The following is a 20,080-nucleotide window of genomic DNA, read 5'->3' on the forward strand; positions in this document are numbered from 1 at the left end:
ATGGACCTTCAGACGTTTCTGCAACAGCAGCCCACGGACTACGCCGATACACAGGCGCTAGGCCGTTGCCTGCGGGCGTTGGTGGAGGCTGGTCTCGACCAGCTTCCGCTGCCCGGCAGTGGCGAGACGCTGGAACGCTTCCAGCGCCTGGCCGAGGTCGGTGGCCACGACCTCGGGTTGTGCAAATTATACGAAGGGCACACCGACGCGCTGGCGATCATCCAGCAACTCGGTGGCTCGCCGACTCCCGCCAGCACCTGGGGCATGTGGGCCGCCGAACCGCCGCAAGCCAAGGTTCGGGTCAGCCCTTCGGGGCACATGGTGTTACTCAATGGACGCAAGGCCTGGTGCTCCGGCGCGGCGGTACTCAGCCATGCCTTGCTCACCGCTTGGGATGATCAGGACCGCCAGCAATTGGTCGCGGTCGCGCTGGATCAGCCGGGGGTGAACGTCACCGCTGACGGCTGGCATGCCGTGGGCATGGGCGCCACCGGTAGCGTCGAAGTGTTGTTCGAAGGTGCGGAAGCCCAAGCCATCGGCAACCCCGGCGACTATTTGCAACGGCCAGGTTTCTGGCAAGGCGGGATCGGGATTGCCGCGTGCTGGTACGGCGCGGCGCAGAGCATTGCCGTGCGCTTGCGCCGTCACTGCGCGCAACGACCCGAACCGCATGCCCTGGCGCATCTCGGCGCGGTGGACAGTGCGTTGCATGCAGCAGCGCAAGTGTTGCGGGTCAGTGCCTTGACCATCGACGCTACGCCGCTGGAAGACGCCGAATTACTCGCCCGGCGCGCTCGTGCGGTGGTCGAGCACAGCGCCGAACTCGTCATCCAGCACGTCGGCCATGCCCTCGGTGCCGGGCCTTATTGCAAGGATCGACAGTTCGCCCGATTGATCGCTGATTTGCCGGTGTTCCTGCGCCAAAGCCACGCTGAACGGGACCTCGCCGCCCTCGGCGAACAGGTGGTCAGCGGAGGGTGGACGCTATGAAAGCCAACCCCATCGTCGGCCAAGGCACGCCGCTGCATCTGTGGCAAACCTCCCAACAACTGGCGCAATTGCCGGTGATCGACATTCTGGATCTGGTGCCCGAAGGCTCGCGCGCCGTGATCATCGCCCCACACCCGGATGACGAAGTGCTCGGCTGCGGCGGCTTTCTGCAACTGCTCGCCGACGCTGGCCGGGCGTTGCAGTTGATCTCGGTCACCGACGGCAGCGCCAGTCACCCGGGCTCCCGGCGCTGGCCCGTAGAACGCTTGAGCGCCGTGCGGCCGCAGGAATCCGCCGAAGCCCTGCGCCGGCTCGGCTTGCCACTGCACAGCCTGAAATGGTTGCGTGGCGGTTTTGCCGACAGTCAGGTAGCGGCGCGGGAAGCCGAGTTGAGCGCGTTCATCGAGCGTCACTTGCGACCCGACGACGTGGTCTTCACCACCTGGCGTGAAGACGGCCATTGCGACCACGAAGCCGTGGGCCGGGCCAGTGCCGACGCGGCCAATCGGGTCGGCGCGAGTTTGCATGAACTCCCCGTGTGGACCTGGCACTGGGCAACCCCGGAAGACAGCTTTGTACCTTGGGATCGCGCACGCAAGATTCTGCTCGACCCGCACCTGGTCGCCCGCAAGCGCCACGCCATCCATGCTTTCGCCAGTCAACTGGAAGGTGATCCGCAAGTCGGCCTGCCGCCCGTTCTGGCGCCCTATGTGCTGGACCGACTGCTGCAACCGTTTGAAGTGGTGTTTCTATGAGTGTCGAGGATCGTTATTTCGACGGGTTGTTCTCGGGCAACGACGACCCTTGGGCGTTTCGCCAACGCTGGTACGAACAACGCAAACGTGCGATCACCCTCGCCGCCCTGCCCCGGCCGCATTACCGCGCGATCTTCGAACCGGGCTGCGCCAACGGTGAACTGAGCGCTGAACTGGCCAGCCGCTGCGATCGTCTGCTGTGCTGCGACACCGCAGCCGCCGCCGTCGGACTGGCCCGTACACGCCTGAGCCTGTTCGACCACGCCGAAGTCCGCCAAAGCCGTTTGCCGGGCGAGTGGCCTGAAGAAAAATTCGACCTGATTGTGATCAGCGAGATCGGCTACTACCTGGACGCCGACGACCTCAAACGCCTGATCGTCCTGGCCGAACAATCGCTGACCGCCGACGGCCAACTGCTGGCCTGCCACTGGCGCCCGCCCATCGACGGCTGCCCGCTGAACGCCCGCCAGGTCCATGACCTGCTCCACGAACATTTGCATTTGCCGCGCCTGGTCCTGCATCAGGAAGCGGATTTTCTGTTGGAACTCTGGAGCCGAGAACCCCGCTCCGTGGCGGCTCTGGAGGGCTTGCGATGATTGGAATCCTGATCCCGGCGCACAACGAAGAAGACTTGCTCGAACCCTGCATCCGCGCAGCCCTGCGCGCCGGTTGCCATGAGCGGCTGGAGGGCGAACCGGTGATGGTGCTGGTGGTGCTCGACAGTTGCACCGATCGCTCGGCGCAGATCGTCGCGCAATACCCGGTGCACAGCCTGGAGATCGAAGCCCGTAATGTCGGGGAAGCCCGGGCCGCCGGGGCGCGTTATCTGCTGGAACAGGGCGCGCGCTGGATTTCCTGCTCGGATGCCGACAGCCTGGTTTCAAAGGACTGGCTGGTGGCGCAACTGGCATTGGGTGCCGATGCGGTGTGCGGCACGGTCACGGTCGATCAATGGCACGCCGATTTCGATGAGCCGGCACAAATTCGCTATCACCAGCATTACCAGGCCCGGGACGGTCACCGGCACATCCACGGCGCCAACCTGGGCATCAGCGCCGAGGCGTATCAGCGTGCTGGCGGCTTCGAGCCGCTGGCCTGCGATGAGGATGTGCAACTGGTGCGGCAGCTAGAACTCTGTGGCGCGAATATCGCCTGGAGCCACCAGCCACAGGTGCTGACCAGCGCGCGTCTGGACAGTCGGGCCCGGGGTGGCTTCGGTGATTTTTTGCGGAACATGGTGCAAGTCGAGTAAAAAAACCGGATCAGATGCAACAGTGAGGCGACGAATACCGTTGTATGAGCAATACTCTTGTTCGCTGCAATCCAGGGTTCGGAGCGCGGCACATTGCTATCAACCAGCCTTCACGGGTCTGCCAGGCTTGAAATCAAGCAACGCATGACTGAGGGCGAGACACAACAAGGACGTAACCCATGAAACCGGTTTACCTCAACGAAAGTACCCTGCCTTCACAGATCTGGAACAACGCGCCGCAACTCGACAACATCCCGGTGATCAACACCCAGACCCTGGTTCCCGAAGGCGCACGCGCCGTGCTGATCGCCCCCCATCCCGGCGATGAAGTGGTGATGTGCGGCGGTTTGCTGCAGCTGTTGTCCACCCTCGGCCACCCCTTGCAATTGATCTCGATTACCGACGGTAGCGCCAGCCACCCAGGCTCGCAGCAGTGGTCGGAGAAACGCCTGAGCGTGTTCCGCCCCCAGGAAAGTGTCGAAGCCTTGCGCCGTCTGGGTTTGCCGATGCACAGCCTGAAATGGATTCGTGGCGGCTTCACTGATAACGCCCTGGCTGAACGCGAACAACAACTGAGCCACTACATCGCACGCTACCTGCGACCGGGGGACGTGGTGTTCAGCACCTGGAGTGAAGACGGCATCGATGACCATGATGCGGTGGGCCGGGCTGCCGCCAGGGCGGCGGCGATTGTCGGTGTGACGTACCACGAAATCCCGGTCTGGGCCTGGCACTGGCCGATGCGCGAGCAAGGGCAGATCCCATGGCACCGGGCGCGCAAGGTCCGTCTGGACACCTGGACCATCGCCCGTAAAAGCCACGCCACCCATGCCTACGCCAGCCAGCTCGACGGCGAACCCGCCATCGGCATCGCCCCGCTACTGCCCAGGGCGCTGCTGGAACGGATACGATTGCCGTATGAAATCGTGTTTGTCTGAGAGCGCTATTCTCCAAACAACGATGTACCCCTGTGGGAGCGGGCTTGCTCGCGAAGGGGCCGGCACATTCACCATCAACGGCGACTGACACTCCGTCTTCGCGAGCAAGCCCGCTCCCACAGTTGATCTGCGATGGCTGCTTTATCCACGTTATCCCGGCAATCGGGCTGAACTGCCCGCCCCCGCATCAGTCGCATTACTTGAGCAGCCCTGATTTAGAGGAGCCAACGTGACCAGCGATTCGCTCAAGACCATGCCACTGAACACCCCCACAGCGATTCATCGACTGCGAGTGCTGACGGTCAATACCCACAAAGGCTTTACCGCGCTCAACCGGCGTTTCATCCTGCCAGAGCTACGCGAGGCGGTGCGCAGTACCTCGGCGGACCTGGTGTTTCTGCAGGAAGTGGTCGGTGAACACGAGCGGCACTCTTCCCGCTACAACGAATGGCCGCAGATGTCGCAATACGAATTCCTCGCCGACAGCATGTGGAGCGATTTCGCCTACGGCCGCAACGCGGTGTACCCCGACGGTCACCATGGCAATGCGCTGCTGTCGAAGTACCCGATTCGTGAATTCCGCAACCTCGACGTTTCGATCACCGGCCCCGAGCGCCGCGGCTTGCTGCACTGTGTGTTGGACGTGCCGGGGCACGCCGAAGTGCATGCGATCTGCGTACACCTGAGCCTGCTCGAAAGCCATCGCCAGTTACAGTTGCAGTTGCTCTGTCAATTGCTCGAATCCCTGCCCGACGATGCGCCGGTGATCATCGCCGGTGATTTCAACGACTGGCAGTTGCAAGGCAATGCCGCCCTCGCCCGGCGCGATTATCTGCATGAAGCCTTCGAACGTCATCATGGCCGGCCCGCGAAGACCTACCCGGCGCGCTTCCCCCTGCTGCGCCTGGACCGGATCTACCTGCGCAATGCCAGCAGCCATAACCCCCGAATACTCGGTAATAAGCCCTGGACGCATCTGTCGGATCATTTGCCGTTGGCGGTTGAAGTGCATCTGTGATCAGCCCCACGACCTGATTGATCAACGCTGCCCCTCCACCTGTCATGTCTGACAGTAGCGACGCTGTAAGGCGGTTGCTACGCTGTGCCTGTCCATATCGGACCACCGCACAGCCAAACGCACTTTGGCCGGCACTGTGGGGAGACGAGCATGATTTCTTCGACAGAACGACCAAAGTACGGGGTCTGGATTGCTTCAGCCTGCTTATGCCTTGGCGGGTCCCAAATCTCTTACGCCAGTTGCACGCTCACGCCGACGTCCGGCAATGACTCCTTCATCTGCGACAGCGGCACCAGCGGCCCATTGACCGACCTGGCGGGCAACAACAGCCTGAGCTTTCCCGCCAACGGCGCCGGGCGCGTCAACGGCAACGTGACGTTCGGCGCCGGTATCGACTCGGTGCAGATGGACTCCGGCACCCTCGCCGGCGCACTGGATCTGGGCAACGGCAACGACAGCCTGCGCATCACGGGCGGGCAGATCACTGGCGCCGTCAGCCAAGGTAATGGCATCGATGATTTCGTCATGAGTGGCGGGACGATCCAGTCCCTCGCCCAGGGCGACGGTCGCGACACGTTCCTGATGACTGGCGGCACAATCAACGGCGCGTTCGAGGACGGCGACGTGGCGAGGATGACCGGCGGCAGCATCGGCCGGGTCGACATGAAGCTCGACAACAATATTTTCGACCTGTCCGGCGGGCAGATTCTCGGCAACCTGGTAACCGGTTTCGGCACCGACACCATCATCGTCTCGGGCGGACGCATCGGCGGCAACCTCAGCGTCAGCGGCGGCAACGACAGCATCACCGTGACCGGCGGCGAGATCGTTGGCGAAATCCGCGCCAGTACCGGCGACGACAGCCTGATCTGGAATGGCGGCGGGATTATTCGCTCGGCGATCCTGATGGCCGACGGCAATGACCGCGCAACCCTGAGCAATCTGGACGAAAGCACCCTCGCCTTCACGCCGAGCCTCGACGGCGGCCCCGGAAACGATCTGCTGACCTTCGACCACACCACAACCTCCAGCGCCGCGCGCTATATCAACTGGGAAACGGTCAACCTGAGCAACGGCTCGCAATTCGACCTCGCCGGCAACCTGGTGTTGGGCGACAGCGCCAGTGGCACCGGCGTGTTCAACATCGACGGCAGCAGCACCCTGACTTCCGTCCAGGGCAACATTCGGCCATTCGCCGCCGGCCAGTTAGCGACGTTGAACAACGCCGGTGTGATTGACCTCATGCGCAGTAACAGCCGCACCGACGACAGCCTGACGGTGCAAGGCAACTACGTCGGCAACAACGGCCAACTGCTGTTGCAAAGTGTGATCGGCGACGACAATTCCCCAAGCGACAAACTGGTGGTCAATGACGGCACCTTGACCGGCAGCACTGTGATCAGTGTCAGCAACCTCGGCGGCCTCGGCGGCCTGACCCAACAGAACGGCATTCCGTTGGTGTTGGCCCAAGGCACGGCCGTCAGCGAGAACAGCGCGTTTGTCCTTAGCGGTCCGATATCCGCCGGCGCCTACGACTACCGTCTGTTCAAGGGTGGGGTGACCGTGGGCACCGAGAACAGTTGGTACCTGCGGTCGGCGGTGGTCGCACCAGCGGTCATAAGCGTTCCCAATCCCGATCCGGCCTTGCCACCGATCATCGTTCCGCTCGCGGCGACACCCGTGGCAGCCGAGACGCCAACGATCGTGAGCATTCCCAACCCCGACCCGACTTTGCCTCCGATCCTGGTTGCGGCCGCCGCGACGCCGACGGTCATCAGCATTCCCAACCCTGACCCAGCGCTGCCACCGATCCTGATCACGGTACCGGCGGCTCCGGTCGGCAGTTCGCCGCTGCCGGTAGTGCCTGCCGCGATACCGGGCGCGGCGCCGATCCCCTTGTACCGCCCGGAAGTCCCGACCTGGTCTGTGTTGCCACCCGCCGCCGCGCAACTGACCCTGAGCGCCCTCGGCACGTTCCATGATCGTCAGGGCGATCAGCGCCTGCTCACCGAAACCGGGGCATTCGGCGCCGGTTGGGGACGGGTCTATGGCAAGAACTTCGACCAGACCTGGGCGGGCACGGTGACGCCACGCCTCAACGGTTCGCTGAACGGTTTTCAGGTGGGCAACGATCTGTACAGCTCGCAAACCTCGGGCGGGCAAACCCAGCGCATAGGCATCTTTGTCGGCCACACCCGTTTGCAGGGCGATGTCGATGGTTTCAACCAAGGTTTTGAAGGCAAGCGCGCCGGCAGTGTCGAACTGGAAGGCGACAGTTATGGTGTGTACTGGACGTTGACCGACCCCAAGGGCTGGTACGTCGATACGGTGGTCATGGGCACCCGGTTCGACAGCGACAACCGTTCCGAACGCGGCCTCAAACTCGACAACCGTGGCCACGCCCTGACGCTCTCGGCCGAGGCTGGCTACCCGCTCGCGCTGGCGGGCAACTGGGTGGTGGAGCCCCAGGCGCAAGTGATCCACCAAAAAATCTACCTGGACAGCCAGGATGACGGCATCTCCCGGGTGTCCTTCGACTCGGACGGCGCCTGGACCGGCCGCCTCGGCGCTCGTCTCAAGGGTCGCTACGAACTCAGTGGCCGGCCGCTCGAACCGTACCTGCGGACCAATCTGTGGCAGACCTTTTCCGGAACCGACACGGTGACCTTCGATCACGTCGACCGGATCGAGAGCCAACAGAAATCCTCCAGCGCCGATCTTGGTGTCGGAGTGATCCTGAGCCTCGCCTCCTCCGTCAGCGTGTACGCGAGTGCCGATTACACCCGCAATATTGACAGCAATCAGCAGCGTGGCGTCGTCGGCAACCTGGATATCAGGATGAGTTGGTAGGTGTTTAGCCAACTATCAAAAACGCGTGTCTCAACGGTTTGCTGATGATTTTTTGTACAAACAATCACTTATGGACACGCCGGAAAACAGACACTTGTAATCGCTAAAATAGCCCTACCACTTATCGGCCATTTTCTTGACGCAGGGTCGCGGGTCTTCTTAGCTACACGTTACTACCCCCGGAAACACAACCCGGGACAAACCTTCAGACACCCGTTAAAACGGGCGGCCACAGGCTTGCCCCACTCCATTCGGTCGCCCCTCATTCGGGGTAGGAGAGACGCCAAAAGCGAGAACGGCATGCGTGTGCAAGGTAGACCTCCATGAAAACTTCATTCACCCCACAAGAGATCAAAATCACTTTTTGCACCGTCTCGAGCACACTCCTGCTCTGTTCGTCGATGGACGTACAGGCCGGCCCTGCCGAGGATGACACCGCCCCCTGGTATCGCCAGGAGGTCCCGACACTGACCTTGCCCAATGTCGCCGCCACCTACCCGGGCCGCTACACCTTCAGCCCGGACTTGCGAAGTACACACTTGACCACCGAAGACGCCGCACCGGCGGCCTGGGACCAACTCTATGGGCAGGCGTCACGCCAGGCCCAGACCGATGTACAGTCCGCGGGGTTTGCGACCCCCGGCTCAGATGATTTCAAAGGTCCGGCCCTGCTGACCCTGCAAAGCGGCAGTGGTCATGTGCAGCGGGTCGGGCTGATCGGCGGCATCAGCCAGTACCAGGGCAATAGCGATGGTCTGCTGACCAGTCGCGCGATGGTCGACCCCGGCAATGACACCCTCAACCTGCAAGGTCAAAGCCTCGGCGCCTACTGGAGTCTGACCGGGCCCCAAGGCTGGCACGTGGATTTGACCGCCAGCGGTGGCCGGGTCAATGGCTACAGCCGTGACGCCCAGGGCATGCGGCAAACCGCCGAGGGCAGCGCGATGACCGTGTCGGTGGAAGGTGGCTTCCCCATCGGCCTCGGTGAGAACTGGGTAGTCGAACCCCAGGCGCAATTGATCAATCAGCGCATCACCCTGGACACGCCTTATGCCGGCGCCAACAACGCGAGCTCCAGCGACCTGTCCTCCTGGAGCGGCCGGGTCGGTGCGCGGTTGAAAGGTAGTTACGCCATCAATGGCCTGCCGGTCGAACCCTATGTGCGGACCAACTTGTGGCACACGGTCTACACCGGCAATACCCTAACGCTGGACCAGGTGGACAAGATCAGCAGCAGCCGCAATTCGTCTACGGTCGAATTGGGTTTGGGCCTGGTCGCCAGGGTTTCGCCCACAGTCAGCCTGTACGTCAGTGCCGATTACAGCAGTGATGTGGATGACAACGATTTGAATGGATTGATCGGGAGTCTGGGGGTTCGGATGCGGTGGTGAGGATCAGGCTTCAGGAGATGGTTTGCCTGGGCTGACGCCTTCGCGGGCAAGCCTCGCTCCTACAATTTGGAATGCATTCCAACCTGTAGGAGCGAGGCTTGCCCGCGAAGGGAGCGACGCGGTGCTAGAGGATCAACCCTCCGGCCGCAGGATCAACACCGCCAACGGCGGCAGGTTCAACACCAGCGACAGTGCCTGGCCATGGCTCGGCTCTTCCTCGGTAAACGCCCCGCCGCCATTGCCATAGTTGGAACCGGCATAGGTGTCGGCATCGCTGTTGATCAGCTCGGTCCAGCGCCCGGCGAACGGTACGCCGATGCGATAAGCCTGACGCGGCACTGGCGTGAAGTTGGCCACGACCAACGCCGGCCGGCCATCCTTGCTCCAGCGCATAAACGCATAGACGCTGTTGACCGCATCATCGCCGATCAACCACTGGAAGCCCTGCGGCGCATCGTCCTGATCGTGCAGCGCCGGTTCTTCGCGGTACAACCGGTTGAGGTCGCCAACAAGTTTTTGAACACCTTTGTGCTCGGAGTACTGCAACAGGTACCAGTCCAGTTGCTGATCGTGATTCCACTCGCGCCACTGGCCAAACTCGCAGCCCATGAACAACAGCTTCTTGCCCGGATGCGCCCACATGAAACTCAGGTAAGCGCGCAGGTTCGCGAATTTCTGCCAGCGGTCGCCGGGCATCTTGTCGATCAGCGAATGCTTGCCGTGCACCACTTCATCGTGGGAGATCGGCAGGATAAAGCGCTCGGACCAGGCGTAGACCAGGCCGAAACTCAGTTCGTTGTGATGATGCGCGCGATACACCGGATCCTGCTGGATGTAATGCAGCGAATCGTGCATCCAGCCCATGTTCCACTTGTAGTCGAAACCGAGGCCACCCTGTTGCGTATCCTGGCTCACGCCTGGCCACGCGGTGGATTCTTCGGCAATCACCAGCGCACCCGGCGCTTCGAGATTGACCACGTCGTTGAGGTGACGCAGGAAGTCGATGGCTTCCAGGTTCTCGCGACCGCCATGGCGGTTCGGCACCCACTCGCCGGCCTTGCGCGAGTAGTCGCGATAAAGCATCGACGCCACAGCATCGACCCGCAGGCCATCGACGTGGAAATGCTTGAGCCAGTGCAGCGCCGACGCCAGCATGTAGCCGTGCACTTCGGTGCGGCCCAGGTTGTAGATCAGCGTGTCCCAATCCTGGTGAAAACCTTCCATCGGGTTGGCGTATTCATACAGCGCCGTGCCGTCGAACTGCGCCAGACCATGGGTATCGGTCGGGAAATGCGCCGGCACCCAGTCGAGGATCACGCCGATGTCAGCCTGGTGGCAGGCGTTGACGAAGGCGGCGAAGTCATCCGGCGAACCGTAACGGGCGCTCGGGGCAAACTGCGACAGCAACTGATAACCCCAGGAACCGCCGAACGGGTGTTCCATGATCGGCATCAGTTCGATGTGGGTGAAACCGAGTTCCTTCACATACGGAATCAGCCGTTCGCCCAATTCGTGCCAAGTGTACTGGCGCGCGACTTCGCCCAGATCATCCAGCTCGCATTGCCACGAACCGGCGTGCAATTCGTAGATCGACAGCGGTGCACTGGGCTTGTGCTTGTCAGCGCGAGCCTGCATCCACTCGTGATCCTGCCAATCAATGCTCAGCGGCGCAGCGACTTTCGAGGCGGTGTCCGGCGGCAATTGCGTGGCCAGGGCCATCGGGTCAGCCTTGAGCGGCAGAATCCCTTGCGAGCCGAGGACTTCGTACTTGTACGCTTCCCCTGCTTGCAGACGCGGGATAAACAACTCCCAGACGCCGGTCGGATGGCGCAGGCGCATCGGGTGACGGCGACCGTCCCAGACGTTGAAATCACCTACCACAGACACCCGCTTCGCATTCGGCGCCCACACGGCAAACCGCACGCCATCGACGCCATCCACGTTCTTCAGTTGCGCGCCGAGGCAGGCACTGAGATCGCGGTGATTGCCTTCGGCGAACAGGTACAGGTCCATCTCGCCGAGCAGCGGCCCGAAGCTGTAAGGATCTTCCGCGACTTGCTCGCCACCGGCCCAACGGGTACGCAGCACATACGGCTGCGCCCGGTCGAAGTGGCCGACGAACAGCCCCGGCGTCTGGGTGGCTTCAAGGCTGCCCAGCTCTTCGCCGGAATCCTTGGCCAATACCTGAACGCTCAGGGCGTCAGGCAGATAGGCACGAATGAATTGGCCGCCATGGTCGTCGGCGTGAGGGCCGAGGATTGAAAACGGATCGTGGTGTTCGGCGCGTACGAGCGCGTCAATGTCACGCGCCTTGGGCAACAGCGCTTCTTTGTGATGCCCCTGTTCCTTGTTCGAGAAACTCATGAATACTCTCCACCAAGATCGGAAAAGGGTTTAAGCCCACTCAATAACCCATATAAACCGTGCAGCGGCACCGGCAGCCAAGTGGGGCGATTCTCCGCCTCATAAGCCACCTCATAGGCCGCCTTCTCCAGGCCAAACAATGCCAGCGCGGCATCCTCGCCTTCAGGATCTTGCCACGCATGAGCAAGACTAGCTGCCGCCAACCGATAAGCGTCGATAAATGCCTGTTGTGCTTCATTCAGATAGCGATCAGCCACCCGTTGCCGCGCCGCTTGGGCATCGGCGGTGTTGTCAACGTTGTGCACGTTGATCGCCATCGCGGCGGCGTAGTCGAAGGAACGCAACACGCCGCTGACATCCTTATACGGACTGTGCTTGCCGCGACGTTCGCTCAGCGGCCGTGCCGGCTCGCCTTCGAAGTCGATCAGGTAAGCATCGCCCTTGATCACCAGCACCTGGCCCAAATGCAAATCGCCATGGACCCGAATGCGCAAACCACCGGCAGCCTTTTTGCCCAGTTCCTGGACATGACTGATGATGATTTTTTTGTTGTCCAGCAAGCGAGTGACCAGTGCTTTGTCCGCCGGGTTCAATTCGTTTTGATGCTGCTTGAGCAGCTTCAATGAATGTTCCAGTTGCGCCGCCACGTCCTTGGCCGAGGCCAGGGCTTGTTTCTCCGTGGTGACCTGCGGGGCGAAATCCGGGTTGTCGGTGGTCGAAGCCAGCACCACGTGCATTTCCCCCAGACGCTGGCCGAGCATGCCGGCGAAATCTTTCAATTCACCCAAGGCGTTGTAGTGCTGCTCCTGCTCGGACATGGCATCGGCCATTTCATCGCGCAGTGCGCGTTCGAGGTTGTTCTGGGTCCATTCCCAGGCATCGCCCTGATTGCTTAAGTAGCCCTGGGCAATCATCAGCAGGTTGTCTTCGCCCTGAGCGTCGCGGCGAATCACCGAACCCAGCAACGGCGAAATGTTGGCGAACCCGGCGTTGGTCAGGTAGGCGCTCATCTCCAGTTCCGGGTGCACGCCTGAGGCGACTTTGCGGATTAACTTGAGCACCATGCCTTTGCCGACCACCACCGAACTGTTGGACTGTTCGGCGGACAGGTAACGCACTTCGGATTCCGCCGTCAGGCCCAGCTTGGCCAGTTGCGCGGTCGGTTCGAAACGGATTTCGCCACCATCGGACGGCAACACGGTGTTGCTGTGCATGCCCTGCACCACCGCGCGGATAAAGTTCTCCAAGGCAAACGCGTCGGTGATCAAGCCGACCTGCGGCCCGCGTCGAACCCGGGACAGCGCCAGTTGTTGCGGCAACGGCGCACCGACCTGATCTTCGGCGATAAAACCGAACGGCAATTGATAACGGCTGGTCTGGCCGCCGCTGGTGACTTCGATTTCGCTCAGCAGCACCGGATGCTGCGGATCGCCGAAGCGCACGCCATAAGCGATATTGACTTGCTCGATCGTCGCATCCTTGCCGGCGAACCAGCGACGGTTTTGCAGCCAGTTCGGCAGGATGCCCTGCTCCAGCGTGCCGCGAGACGGCGCTTCGAGCAGTTCTTCCATGCGTTTCTTCAGCACCAGAGTGGTGAAGTCCGGCAGGCTTTGCGCCGGTTCCACGTGCCAGCTCGGCATTTGATTCTCCGCTGCCAGTACAAACCAATAGAAGCCGTACGGCGCCAGGGTCAGGAGGAAATTCAACTGGCCGATCGGCGGAAAGGCGTTACCGCCCAACATTTCCACCGGGACCATGCCGGCGTAGGCCGACAGGTCGAGTTCGGCCGCTTGCGCACTGCGCGACACGTTGGCCACGCAGAGGATGATTTCGTGCTTGCCATCGGTGCCGGTGAATTCACGGGTATACGCCAGAATCCGCCGGTTGCTCGGCGAGAGCATTTTCAGCGTGCCACGCCCGAAGGCCTTGGATTGCTTGCGCACGGCAAGCATGCGTCGGGTCCAGTTCAGCAGCGAATGCGGGTCGCCGGCCTGGGTTTCAACGTTGACCGACAGGTAGCCGTATTGCGGGTCCATGATTGGCGGCAGCACCAGGCTGGCTGGGTCGGCGCGGGAGAAGCCGCCGTTACGGTCGATGGACCATTGCATCGGCGTGCGCACGCCATCGCGGTCGCCGAGGTAGATGTTGTCGCCCATGCCGATTTCATCACCGTAATACATCGTCGGCGTGCCGGGCATCGACAACAGCAGGCTGTTGAGCAGTTCCACACGGCGGCGATCACGCTCCATCAATGGCGCGAGACGGCGGCGAATCCCCAGATTAATCCGCGCCCGACGGTCGGCCGCGTAGTAATTCCACAGGTAATCGCGCTCTTTGTCGGTGACCATTTCCAGGGTCAGCTCATCGTGGTTGCGCAGGAAAATCGCCCACTGGCAGTTGGCCGGGATCTCTGGGGTCTGGCGCAGGATGTCGGTGATCGGGAAGCGGTCCTCCTGGGCCAGCGCCATGTACATGCGCGGCATCAGCGGGAAGTGGAACGCCATGTGGCATTCGTCGCCGTTCAGGCCTTTTTTATCGGTATCGCCGAAGTACAGCTGCGTGTCTTCCGGCCATTGATTGGCCTCGGCCAGCAACATGCGGTCCGGGTAATTGGCATCGATTTCGGCACGGATCTGCTTGAGGACGTCGTGGGTCTCGGGCAGGTTTTCGTTGTTGGTGCCGTCGCGTTCGATCAGGTACGGGATCGCGTCCAGGCGCAGGCCGTCGATGCCCATGTCCAGCCAGTAACGCATCACCGACAACACCGCTTTCATGACTTGCGGGTTATCGAAGTTAAGGTCCGGCTGGTGGGAATAGAAGCGGTGCCAGAAGTATTGGCCGGCGACCGGGTCCCAGGTCCAGTTGGACTTTTCGGTGTCGAGGAAAATGATGCGGGTGCCGTCGTACTTTTGATCGTCATCGGACCAGACATAGAAGTCCCGCGCCGCCGAGCCTTTCTTGGCCTTGCGCGCACGCTGGAACCAGGCGTGCTGGTCGGAGGTGTGGTTGATGACCAGCTCGGTGATCACCCGCAAGCCGCGCTTGTGCGCCTCGGCGATAAAACGCTTGGCGTCGGCCATGGTGCCGTAGTCGGGGTGCACGCCACGGTATTCGGCGATGTCGTAGCCGTCATCGCGACGCGGCGAAGGATAGAACGGCAACAGCCAGATGGTGTTGACGCCCAGGTCGGCAATGTAATCGAGTTTGGCGATAAGACCGGGAAAGTCGCCGATCCCGTCATTGTTGGAGTCGAAAAAGGATTTAACGTGAACCTGGTAAATCACAGCGTCCTTGTACCAGAGCGGATCCTTGATGAACGTTGTGGCCTTGGGTTTCTTCGCCATTTGAAACTCCTGTTGAATTCAATAGAGCCACTTCGGCTCTTTGTGGCGAGGGAGCTTGCTCCCGCTGGGTTGCGCAGCAACCCCATGCAGTTCGTCAAATGCACCGCGATCGCCGGGTTTGCGACTGCTACGCAGCCGAGCGGGAGCAAGCTCCCTCGCCACAGGGAACGCGGTGTTTTCAGGAAGTGGTAATCCGCCAAATCCCGAACGGCTGGTGGGCCGGGTCGATGCGCATGGACTGGTACTTGCCGTACCACGTCCAGCGATGGCCGCTCATCAAGTCTTCGCCTTGAGTCTGGGCATCATCGGGCAAGCCCATTTCCCACAGCGGCAGTTCGAAATTGGCTTCCTGGACGTTGTGCGGGTCCAGGCTGACGGCCACCAGAATGAAGTTGCTGCCATCGGCGCTGCGCTTGCCGAAATACAGGATGTTGTCGTTCCAGGCGTTGTAGATCTTCAGCCCCAGGTGCGTGTGCAGCGCCGGGTTCTGCCGGCGGATGCGGTTGAGCTGGGCGATCTCGGCAATGATGTTGCCCGGCGCATTGAAGTCCCGAGGGCGGATCTCGTACTTCTCGGAGTTTAGGTATTCCTCTTTGCCCGGGATCGGCGCGGCTTCGCAGAGTTCGAAGCCCGAATACATGCCCCACAGGCCGGAGCCCATGGTCGCCAGTGCCGCGCGAATCAGAAAACCGGCGCGCCCGGATTCGTGCAAGAACGCCGGGTTGATGTCCGGGGTATTTACGAAGAAGTTCGGCCGGAAGCACTCACTCCAGGGCGACTCGTTGAGTTCGCTGAAGTAGGTCGCCAACTCCGCCTTGGTGTTGCGCCAGGTGAAGTAGGTGTAGCTCTGGGAGTAACCGACCTTGCCGAGGCGCGCCATCATCGACGGGGTGGTAAAGGCTTCGGCGAGGAAGATCACTTCCGGGTGCAGCGCCCGCACATCGGCTATCAGCCATTGCCAGAACGGCAGCGGTTTGGTGTGCGGATTGTCGACGCGAAAGATCTTCACGCCCTCCTCGACCCAACCGACCACAATGTCGCGCAATTCCACCCAGAGGCTGGGGATCGCGTCGGCAGCGTAGAAGTCGACGTTGACGATGTCCTGGTATTTCTTTGGCGGGTTCTCGGCATATTTGATCGTGCCGTCGGGACGCCAGTTGAACCAGCCTGGATGCTGTTGCAGCCATGGGTGATCCTGGGAACACTGGATCGCGAAGTCGAGGGCGATTTCCAGCCCATGGTCCGCCGCTGCAACCACCAGCCTGCGGAAGTCTTCGCGGGTGCCGAGTTCGGAGTGAATCGCCTCGTGGCCACCTTCGGCGCTACCGATCGCGTACGGGCTGCCCGGATCGTCAGGGCCGGCAGTCAGCGAGTTGTTCGGGCCTTTGCGATAGCTGCGGCCGATCGGGTGGATCGGCGGAAAATACAGCACGTCAAAACCCATGTCCTGGATCATCGGCAGCCGCGAGTGCACATCGTTGAACGTGCCGTGACGAGCCGGATCGTCGGTGATCGAGCGGGGAAACAACTCGTACCAACTGGCGAACTGGGCGATTTCCCGCTCGGCATCCAGCGGGAATTCTTGGCTCAGGCTCAGGTACGCGCGGTGATCGGCCTCGGCCATCAGGTCGGCGCTACGCTGGTGCAGGAACAACGCGACCTGCTCGGTTTCGAGCAGCGCGGACAATTCATGGTGCAGCCCGGCGAGTTGTTCGCTGAGTTGCCCTTCGCTGCGCTCGGCGGCTTGCTGGACCATGGTCCGGCCTTCCTGCAGTTCCAGGCTCACCGGCACGCGTGCTGTGTGTTTCTTTTCCAGCTCATAACAGAAGCTGGCGAACTGATCGATCCAGGCTTCAATGCAGAACACATGACGGCCCTGGCGTTCGACGCGGAACCGGCCCTCCCAGCCATTGTTGCCCAGGTCTGCCATGGTTTCGCTGTGCCAGGATTCTTCGCCCTCGCCACGCCAGCGGATGCGCACGGCCAGTTTGTCGTGACCGTCGGCAAAGACTTTGCCGGTGACCAGCACGTCCTGACCCACCACGGCTTTGACGGCAAACAGTCCGCCATCGAGGGTCGGCATCACGTTTTCAATCGCAATGCGCGGCAGCAATAAAGCCTGCGACAGCGGCATGTGCGGGTTGTAACTGAGTTCGGTCGGTTTTTCAGCGATCATCGAGCATCTCTCCTTTACGCCCCAAGGACGCTCTTTTGCTTGATGTCCATCCACATGGGGCGTTCTGTCCCGGAATGAACTCACTTAGGTTCCGAGCGACAGGCGCCGGTAAAAGTTCACGGGGATTTGCCTGAGTATTAGCGGGAATCAAATCCTCTGTGCGGTGGTCAACAAACTTAAGCACGAGTTACGCCATGTGCCACAAGGAGGCTTCACGATGAGCATACCGATCCCCGCAGAAACGCCAGATCCGAACATCGACAACCCGACGATTCCGCCGACAGAGCCGGACCCGGTGCCCGAGCAAGAGCCGCCGGGCACCACCCCGCCGCCGATGGAAGAGCCACCGGCCACCATGCCGCCAGTGATCGTCAGTCCTTAGGGCTACGATCTCTGTCGAGCATGCGCACCACCGCTGGCATGACGCTGAAGATCGCCAATGCCAGCAACGTACTGAGCACCGCCGTCGCTTCGCGCCCCAACCCGGCGGAAACCCCAATCGCCGCGGTCATCCACAACCCGGCGGCGGTGGTCAGGCCTTTCACGTGCCCCTCGTCGCCCTCGGTGTTCTTCAAAATCGTCCCGGCGCCGAGGAAACCAATCCCGGCGATCACGCCTTGCACCACCCGACTCATGGCATCCGCCTGGGAGCCGGACATCTGCGGCACCAGCACAAACAGCGCCGCGCCCAACGCGACCAGCATGTGCGTGCGCACCCCGGCGGCCTTGCCCTTTTGCTCGCGCTCGAAACCGAGAATACCGCCCAGCACAGCGGCCATCAGCAACCGCACGGTAATGCGCGTCAGCTGCGAAGCGTCGCCAACGTCGGCGAACTCCGCTTGCAGCGTCACCCAAACTTCATGCCACCAGGCGTCCATGGCGCAGTCCTTGTAATGATTGATAGAAGGTGGACCACGCCGACCATTAATCGGTTGCACAGAACGATGACCGTCCCGGGCGACCTAACGTTTTAGTCTCCGCTGAAAAAAGGACAGTCCCATGACCGTGCGCATCGAAAACCAGACCTGCTTTTTCACTGTCGAAAACGGCGAAGAAATTCGTCTGTGCCCCGACGTCACCATCATCACCGACTCGGAAAAAGCCATGTCAGCCGTGGAGCTCAACGGCCAGCGTGTCTACATTACCGAAGCAGAAGCCGACGCATTAACCGTAGCAGGCGCTGTGGACGGTCGTAAGCATTTGAAGGCCACCGACAGTGATTCGGTGATTTGACTGACCCGGATCAACAAGCGCTGCGGACGCCTGGGATAGGCGCCCGCAGCCTGCGTTGGCGGGTGCATCAAGTTGTCGCAGGGATTCGTTCAAAATCCATCTGATCCGCTTTTTATTGCGATACCTGAGTCTGTTATGCAAACAGATCGCCGCTCATAGTGCACCCGCCTGATGGAGGCTGATGAGCGAACGACCATGAGCGAGAGAATCCCCGTCCGAACCGTAGAAAGCGCCCCGGCAGTCCAGCGCTATGAGCCTTCGCGTCCAAAGATGAAGGCCAAATCCAGCGACAATCTGATCCACACCCGCAGCTTCACCGGCCTGTACCGCAGCCTGCGCATGAGCGGCGCCGGTTTTCTGTTCCTCGCCTTCTTCGGCACCGTATGGCTGAACTGGGGCGGTCGTCAGGCGGTGCTCTGGGACTTGTCTGAAAGCAAATTCCACATTTTCGGCGCAACCTTCTGGCCGCAGGATTTCATCCTGCTTTCGGCGCTGCTGATCATTGCCGCGTTCGGCCTGTTCGCAATCACCGTGTTCGCCGGCCGGGTCTGGTGCGGCTACACCTGCCCGCAAAGCTCCTGGACCTGGATCTTCATGTGGTGCGAAAAAATCACCGAAGGCGAGCGTAACCAGCGGATCAAACTGCAAGCTGCGCCGTGGAGCCTGAACAAACTGCTGCGCCGTTCGGCCAAGCACACATTGTGGCTGGGCATCAGCCTGCTCACCGGCCTGACCTTTGTCGGCTACTTCACGCCGATCCGGCCGCTAGCCGAAGAACTGCTGACCTTGCAAATGGCCGGCGTCAGCCTGTTCTGGGTGATCTTCTTCACCGGCGCCACCTACATCAATGCCGGCTGGCTGCGCGAAGCGGTGTGCATGCACATGTGCCCGTATGCGCGGTTCCAGAGCGTGATGTTCGACAAGGACACCCTGACCATTTCCTACGACGTGGCCCGTGGCGAAAACCGTGGCCCGCGCAAACGCGAGGTGAAACCGGCGGACGTCGGCCTCGGCGATTGCATCGACTGCCAGGTCTGCGTGCAGGTCTGCCCCACCGGCATCGACATCCGCGACGGCTTGCAGATGGAATGCATCGGCTGCGCGGCGTGCATCGACGCTTGTGATTCGATCATGGACAAAATGGGCTACGCTCGCGGCCTGATCAGCTACACCTCCGAGCATGAATTGCAGGGCGGCAAGACCCACCTGTTGCGGCCACGGCTGATCGGTTACACGGCCGTGTTGCTGGTGATGATCGGCGCATTGGCATTGGCGTTGGTGGAACGGCCGATGGTGTCGCTGGACGTCACCAAAGACCGTGGCATGTATCGCGAGAACAGCGAAGGCCAGATCGAAAACATCTACAGCCTCAAAGTCATCAACAAGACCCAGCAGCGCCAGGATTACCGCCTGAGCCTGAAGGATGGCGAAGGTTTCCAACTGCAAGGCAAGACCGAGCTGAGCCTGGCGCCGGGCGAGATTATCGACGTCCCGGTGTCGGTGGCGATGACCACGGAACGGCCGAGCAGCAGCTCACAAACGATCAGTTTCAAGATTGTCGACAGCGATGAGCCGGACATCTACAGCGTGGCCCAGAGCCGGTTTGTTGCGCCGATGAATCGTTGAGCCGTTAAGATGCCGGCCATTGTGGCGAGGGGGCTTGCCCCCGTTCGGCTGCGCAGCAGTCGTAAAACCAGGCTGCTTGGTATGTCTGGAAAAATGTAGGGGGTTGCTTCGCGACCCAACGGGGGCAAGCCCCCTCGCCACAA

The 20,080-nt window shown here is 61.5% G+C and carries 15 protein-coding genes; 11 read left to right on the forward strand and 4 right to left on the reverse strand.

Translation table 11 applies throughout. From position 1 onward, the window contains the following. The 8 genes from ACIOYV_RS05420 to ACIOYV_RS05455 all read left to right on the forward strand — a co-directional run bounded on the left by ACIOYV_RS05420 (position 1) and on the right by ACIOYV_RS05455 (position 9,194). Positions 1–990: an acyl-CoA dehydrogenase gene (locus ACIOYV_RS05420; RefSeq protein WP_401321521.1), complete on the forward strand. Its 990-nt coding sequence runs from the start codon at positions 1–3 to the stop codon at positions 988–990. Further along, the gene (locus ACIOYV_RS05425; RefSeq protein WP_401321523.1) at positions 987–1,745 is read left to right on the forward strand and encodes a PIG-L deacetylase family protein; all 759 of its coding nucleotides are present in this window, start codon (positions 987–989) and stop codon (positions 1,743–1,745) included. Before ACIOYV_RS05420 ends, ACIOYV_RS05425 begins: the two co-directional genes overlap by 4 nt. Continuing rightward, the gene (locus ACIOYV_RS05430; RefSeq protein ID WP_401321525.1) at positions 1,742–2,341 is read left to right on the forward strand and encodes an SAM-dependent methyltransferase; all 600 of its coding nucleotides are present in this window, start codon (positions 1,742–1,744) and stop codon (positions 2,339–2,341) included. Before ACIOYV_RS05425 ends, ACIOYV_RS05430 begins: the two co-directional genes overlap by 4 nt. After that, entirely contained in the window at positions 2,338–2,997 is a 660-nt protein-coding gene (locus ACIOYV_RS05435) for a glycosyltransferase (RefSeq protein WP_401321527.1), read from the forward strand. Before ACIOYV_RS05430 ends, ACIOYV_RS05435 begins: the two co-directional genes overlap by 4 nt. A gap of 179 nt (positions 2,998–3,176) precedes the next feature. Beyond that, entirely contained in the window at positions 3,177–3,935 is a 759-nt protein-coding gene (locus tag ACIOYV_RS05440) for a PIG-L deacetylase family protein (protein WP_401321529.1), read from the forward strand. A gap of 253 nt (positions 3,936–4,188) precedes the next feature. After that, the gene (locus tag ACIOYV_RS05445) at positions 4,189–4,953 is read left to right on the forward strand and encodes an endonuclease/exonuclease/phosphatase family protein (protein ID WP_054047686.1); all 765 of its coding nucleotides are present in this window, start codon (positions 4,189–4,191) and stop codon (positions 4,951–4,953) included. A gap of 150 nt (positions 4,954–5,103) precedes the next feature. Beyond that, positions 5,104–7,803 (forward strand): autotransporter outer membrane beta-barrel domain-containing protein, encoded by a 2,700-nt coding sequence (locus tag ACIOYV_RS05450; protein WP_401321532.1) that lies wholly within the window; start codon positions 5,104–5,106, stop codon positions 7,801–7,803. Positions 7,804–8,126: 323 nt separating this feature from the next. Continuing rightward, positions 8,127–9,194: an autotransporter domain-containing protein gene (locus tag ACIOYV_RS05455; RefSeq protein ID WP_401321534.1), complete on the forward strand. Its 1,068-nt coding sequence runs from the start codon at positions 8,127–8,129 to the stop codon at positions 9,192–9,194. A gap of 132 nt (positions 9,195–9,326) precedes the next feature. Here ACIOYV_RS05455 and glgB read toward each other — a convergent pair whose 3' ends face one another. The 3 genes from glgB to ACIOYV_RS05470 form a co-directional block, all read right to left on the reverse strand. Next, positions 9,327–11,558 (reverse strand): 1,4-alpha-glucan branching protein GlgB, encoded by a 2,232-nt coding sequence (gene glgB, locus ACIOYV_RS05460; RefSeq protein ID WP_054614906.1) that lies wholly within the window; start codon positions 11,556–11,558, stop codon positions 9,327–9,329. Further along, positions 11,555–14,902: a maltose alpha-D-glucosyltransferase gene (gene treS, locus ACIOYV_RS05465; protein ID WP_401321537.1), complete on the reverse strand. Its 3,348-nt coding sequence runs from the start codon at positions 14,900–14,902 to the stop codon at positions 11,555–11,557. The genes glgB and treS overlap by 4 nt, the downstream gene beginning before the upstream one ends. Before the next feature lie 178 nt (positions 14,903–15,080). Continuing rightward, positions 15,081–17,078, reverse strand: a complete 1,998-nt coding sequence (locus ACIOYV_RS05470) for an alpha-1,4-glucan--maltose-1-phosphate maltosyltransferase (protein ID WP_401321539.1) — start codon at positions 17,076–17,078, stop codon at positions 15,081–15,083. A gap of 217 nt (positions 17,079–17,295) precedes the next feature. Between ACIOYV_RS05470 and ACIOYV_RS05475 the strand changes: the two genes are divergently transcribed. Continuing rightward, positions 17,296–17,460 carry a hypothetical protein gene (locus ACIOYV_RS05475; protein ID WP_177331432.1) on the forward strand — a complete coding sequence of 55 codons (165 nt, stop codon included), beginning with the start codon at positions 17,296–17,298 and terminating at the stop codon, positions 17,458–17,460. On the opposite strand, the gene ACIOYV_RS05480 is transcribed toward ACIOYV_RS05475, so the two are convergent. Further along, entirely contained in the window at positions 17,450–17,956 is a 507-nt protein-coding gene (locus ACIOYV_RS05480; RefSeq protein WP_163909950.1) for an MgtC/SapB family protein, read from the reverse strand. The two genes, ACIOYV_RS05475 and ACIOYV_RS05480, sit on opposite strands and share 11 nt — an antisense overlap. Before the next feature lie 121 nt (positions 17,957–18,077). On the opposite strand from ACIOYV_RS05480, the gene ACIOYV_RS05485 reads away from it, so the two are divergent. Both ACIOYV_RS05485 and ccoG read left to right on the forward strand, forming a co-directional pair. After that, entirely contained in the window at positions 18,078–18,311 is a 234-nt protein-coding gene (locus ACIOYV_RS05485; protein WP_054046461.1) for a DUF3203 family protein, read from the forward strand. A gap of 195 nt (positions 18,312–18,506) precedes the next feature. After that, a complete protein-coding gene (gene ccoG / locus ACIOYV_RS05490; RefSeq protein WP_401321544.1) occupies positions 18,507–19,937 on the forward strand; it encodes a cytochrome c oxidase accessory protein CcoG in 1,431 nt (476 codons plus the stop codon). Positions 19,938–20,080: the final 143 nt, after the last annotated feature.

Origin of the sequence: Pseudomonas sp. NPDC087342 (assembly GCF_044744265.1) — a bacterium.
GTDB lineage: Bacteria > Pseudomonadota > Gammaproteobacteria > Pseudomonadales > Pseudomonadaceae > Aquipseudomonas > Aquipseudomonas nunensis.

What these genes read in the sequence shown, in the direction of transcription:
- ACIOYV_RS05470 (WP_401321539.1), bottom strand. Translation starts at nt 17,078, where the DNA reads ATGATCGCTGAAAAACCGACCGAACTCAGTTACAACCCGCACATGCCG.
- ACIOYV_RS05435 (WP_401321527.1), top strand. Translation starts at nt 2,338, where the DNA reads ATGATTGGAATCCTGATCCCGGCGCACAACGAAGAAGACTTGCTCGAA.
- ACIOYV_RS05430 (WP_401321525.1), top strand. Translation starts at nt 1,742, where the DNA reads ATGAGTGTCGAGGATCGTTATTTCGACGGGTTGTTCTCGGGCAACGAC.
- glgB (WP_054614906.1), bottom strand. Translation starts at nt 11,558, where the DNA reads ATGAGTTTCTCGAACAAGGAACAGGGGCATCACAAAGAAGCGCTGTTG.
- treS (WP_401321537.1), bottom strand. Translation starts at nt 14,902, where the DNA reads ATGGCGAAGAAACCCAAGGCCACAACGTTCATCAAGGATCCGCTCTGG.
- ACIOYV_RS05475 (WP_177331432.1), top strand. Translation starts at nt 17,296, where the DNA reads ATGAGCATACCGATCCCCGCAGAAACGCCAGATCCGAACATCGACAAC.
- ACIOYV_RS05455 (WP_401321534.1), top strand. Translation starts at nt 8,127, where the DNA reads ATGAAAACTTCATTCACCCCACAAGAGATCAAAATCACTTTTTGCACC.
- ACIOYV_RS05425 (WP_401321523.1), top strand. Translation starts at nt 987, where the DNA reads ATGAAAGCCAACCCCATCGTCGGCCAAGGCACGCCGCTGCATCTGTGG.
- ACIOYV_RS05420 (WP_401321521.1), top strand. Translation starts at nt 1, where the DNA reads ATGGACCTTCAGACGTTTCTGCAACAGCAGCCCACGGACTACGCCGAT.
- ACIOYV_RS05440 (WP_401321529.1), top strand. Translation starts at nt 3,177, where the DNA reads ATGAAACCGGTTTACCTCAACGAAAGTACCCTGCCTTCACAGATCTGG.
- ACIOYV_RS05485 (WP_054046461.1), top strand. Translation starts at nt 18,078, where the DNA reads ATGACCGTGCGCATCGAAAACCAGACCTGCTTTTTCACTGTCGAAAAC.
- ACIOYV_RS05445 (WP_054047686.1), top strand. Translation starts at nt 4,189, where the DNA reads ATGCCACTGAACACCCCCACAGCGATTCATCGACTGCGAGTGCTGACG.
- ccoG (WP_401321544.1), top strand. Translation starts at nt 18,507, where the DNA reads ATGAGCGAGAGAATCCCCGTCCGAACCGTAGAAAGCGCCCCGGCAGTC.
- ACIOYV_RS05480 (WP_163909950.1), bottom strand. Translation starts at nt 17,956, where the DNA reads ATGGACGCCTGGTGGCATGAAGTTTGGGTGACGCTGCAAGCGGAGTTC.
- ACIOYV_RS05450 (WP_401321532.1), top strand. Translation starts at nt 5,104, where the DNA reads ATGATTTCTTCGACAGAACGACCAAAGTACGGGGTCTGGATTGCTTCA.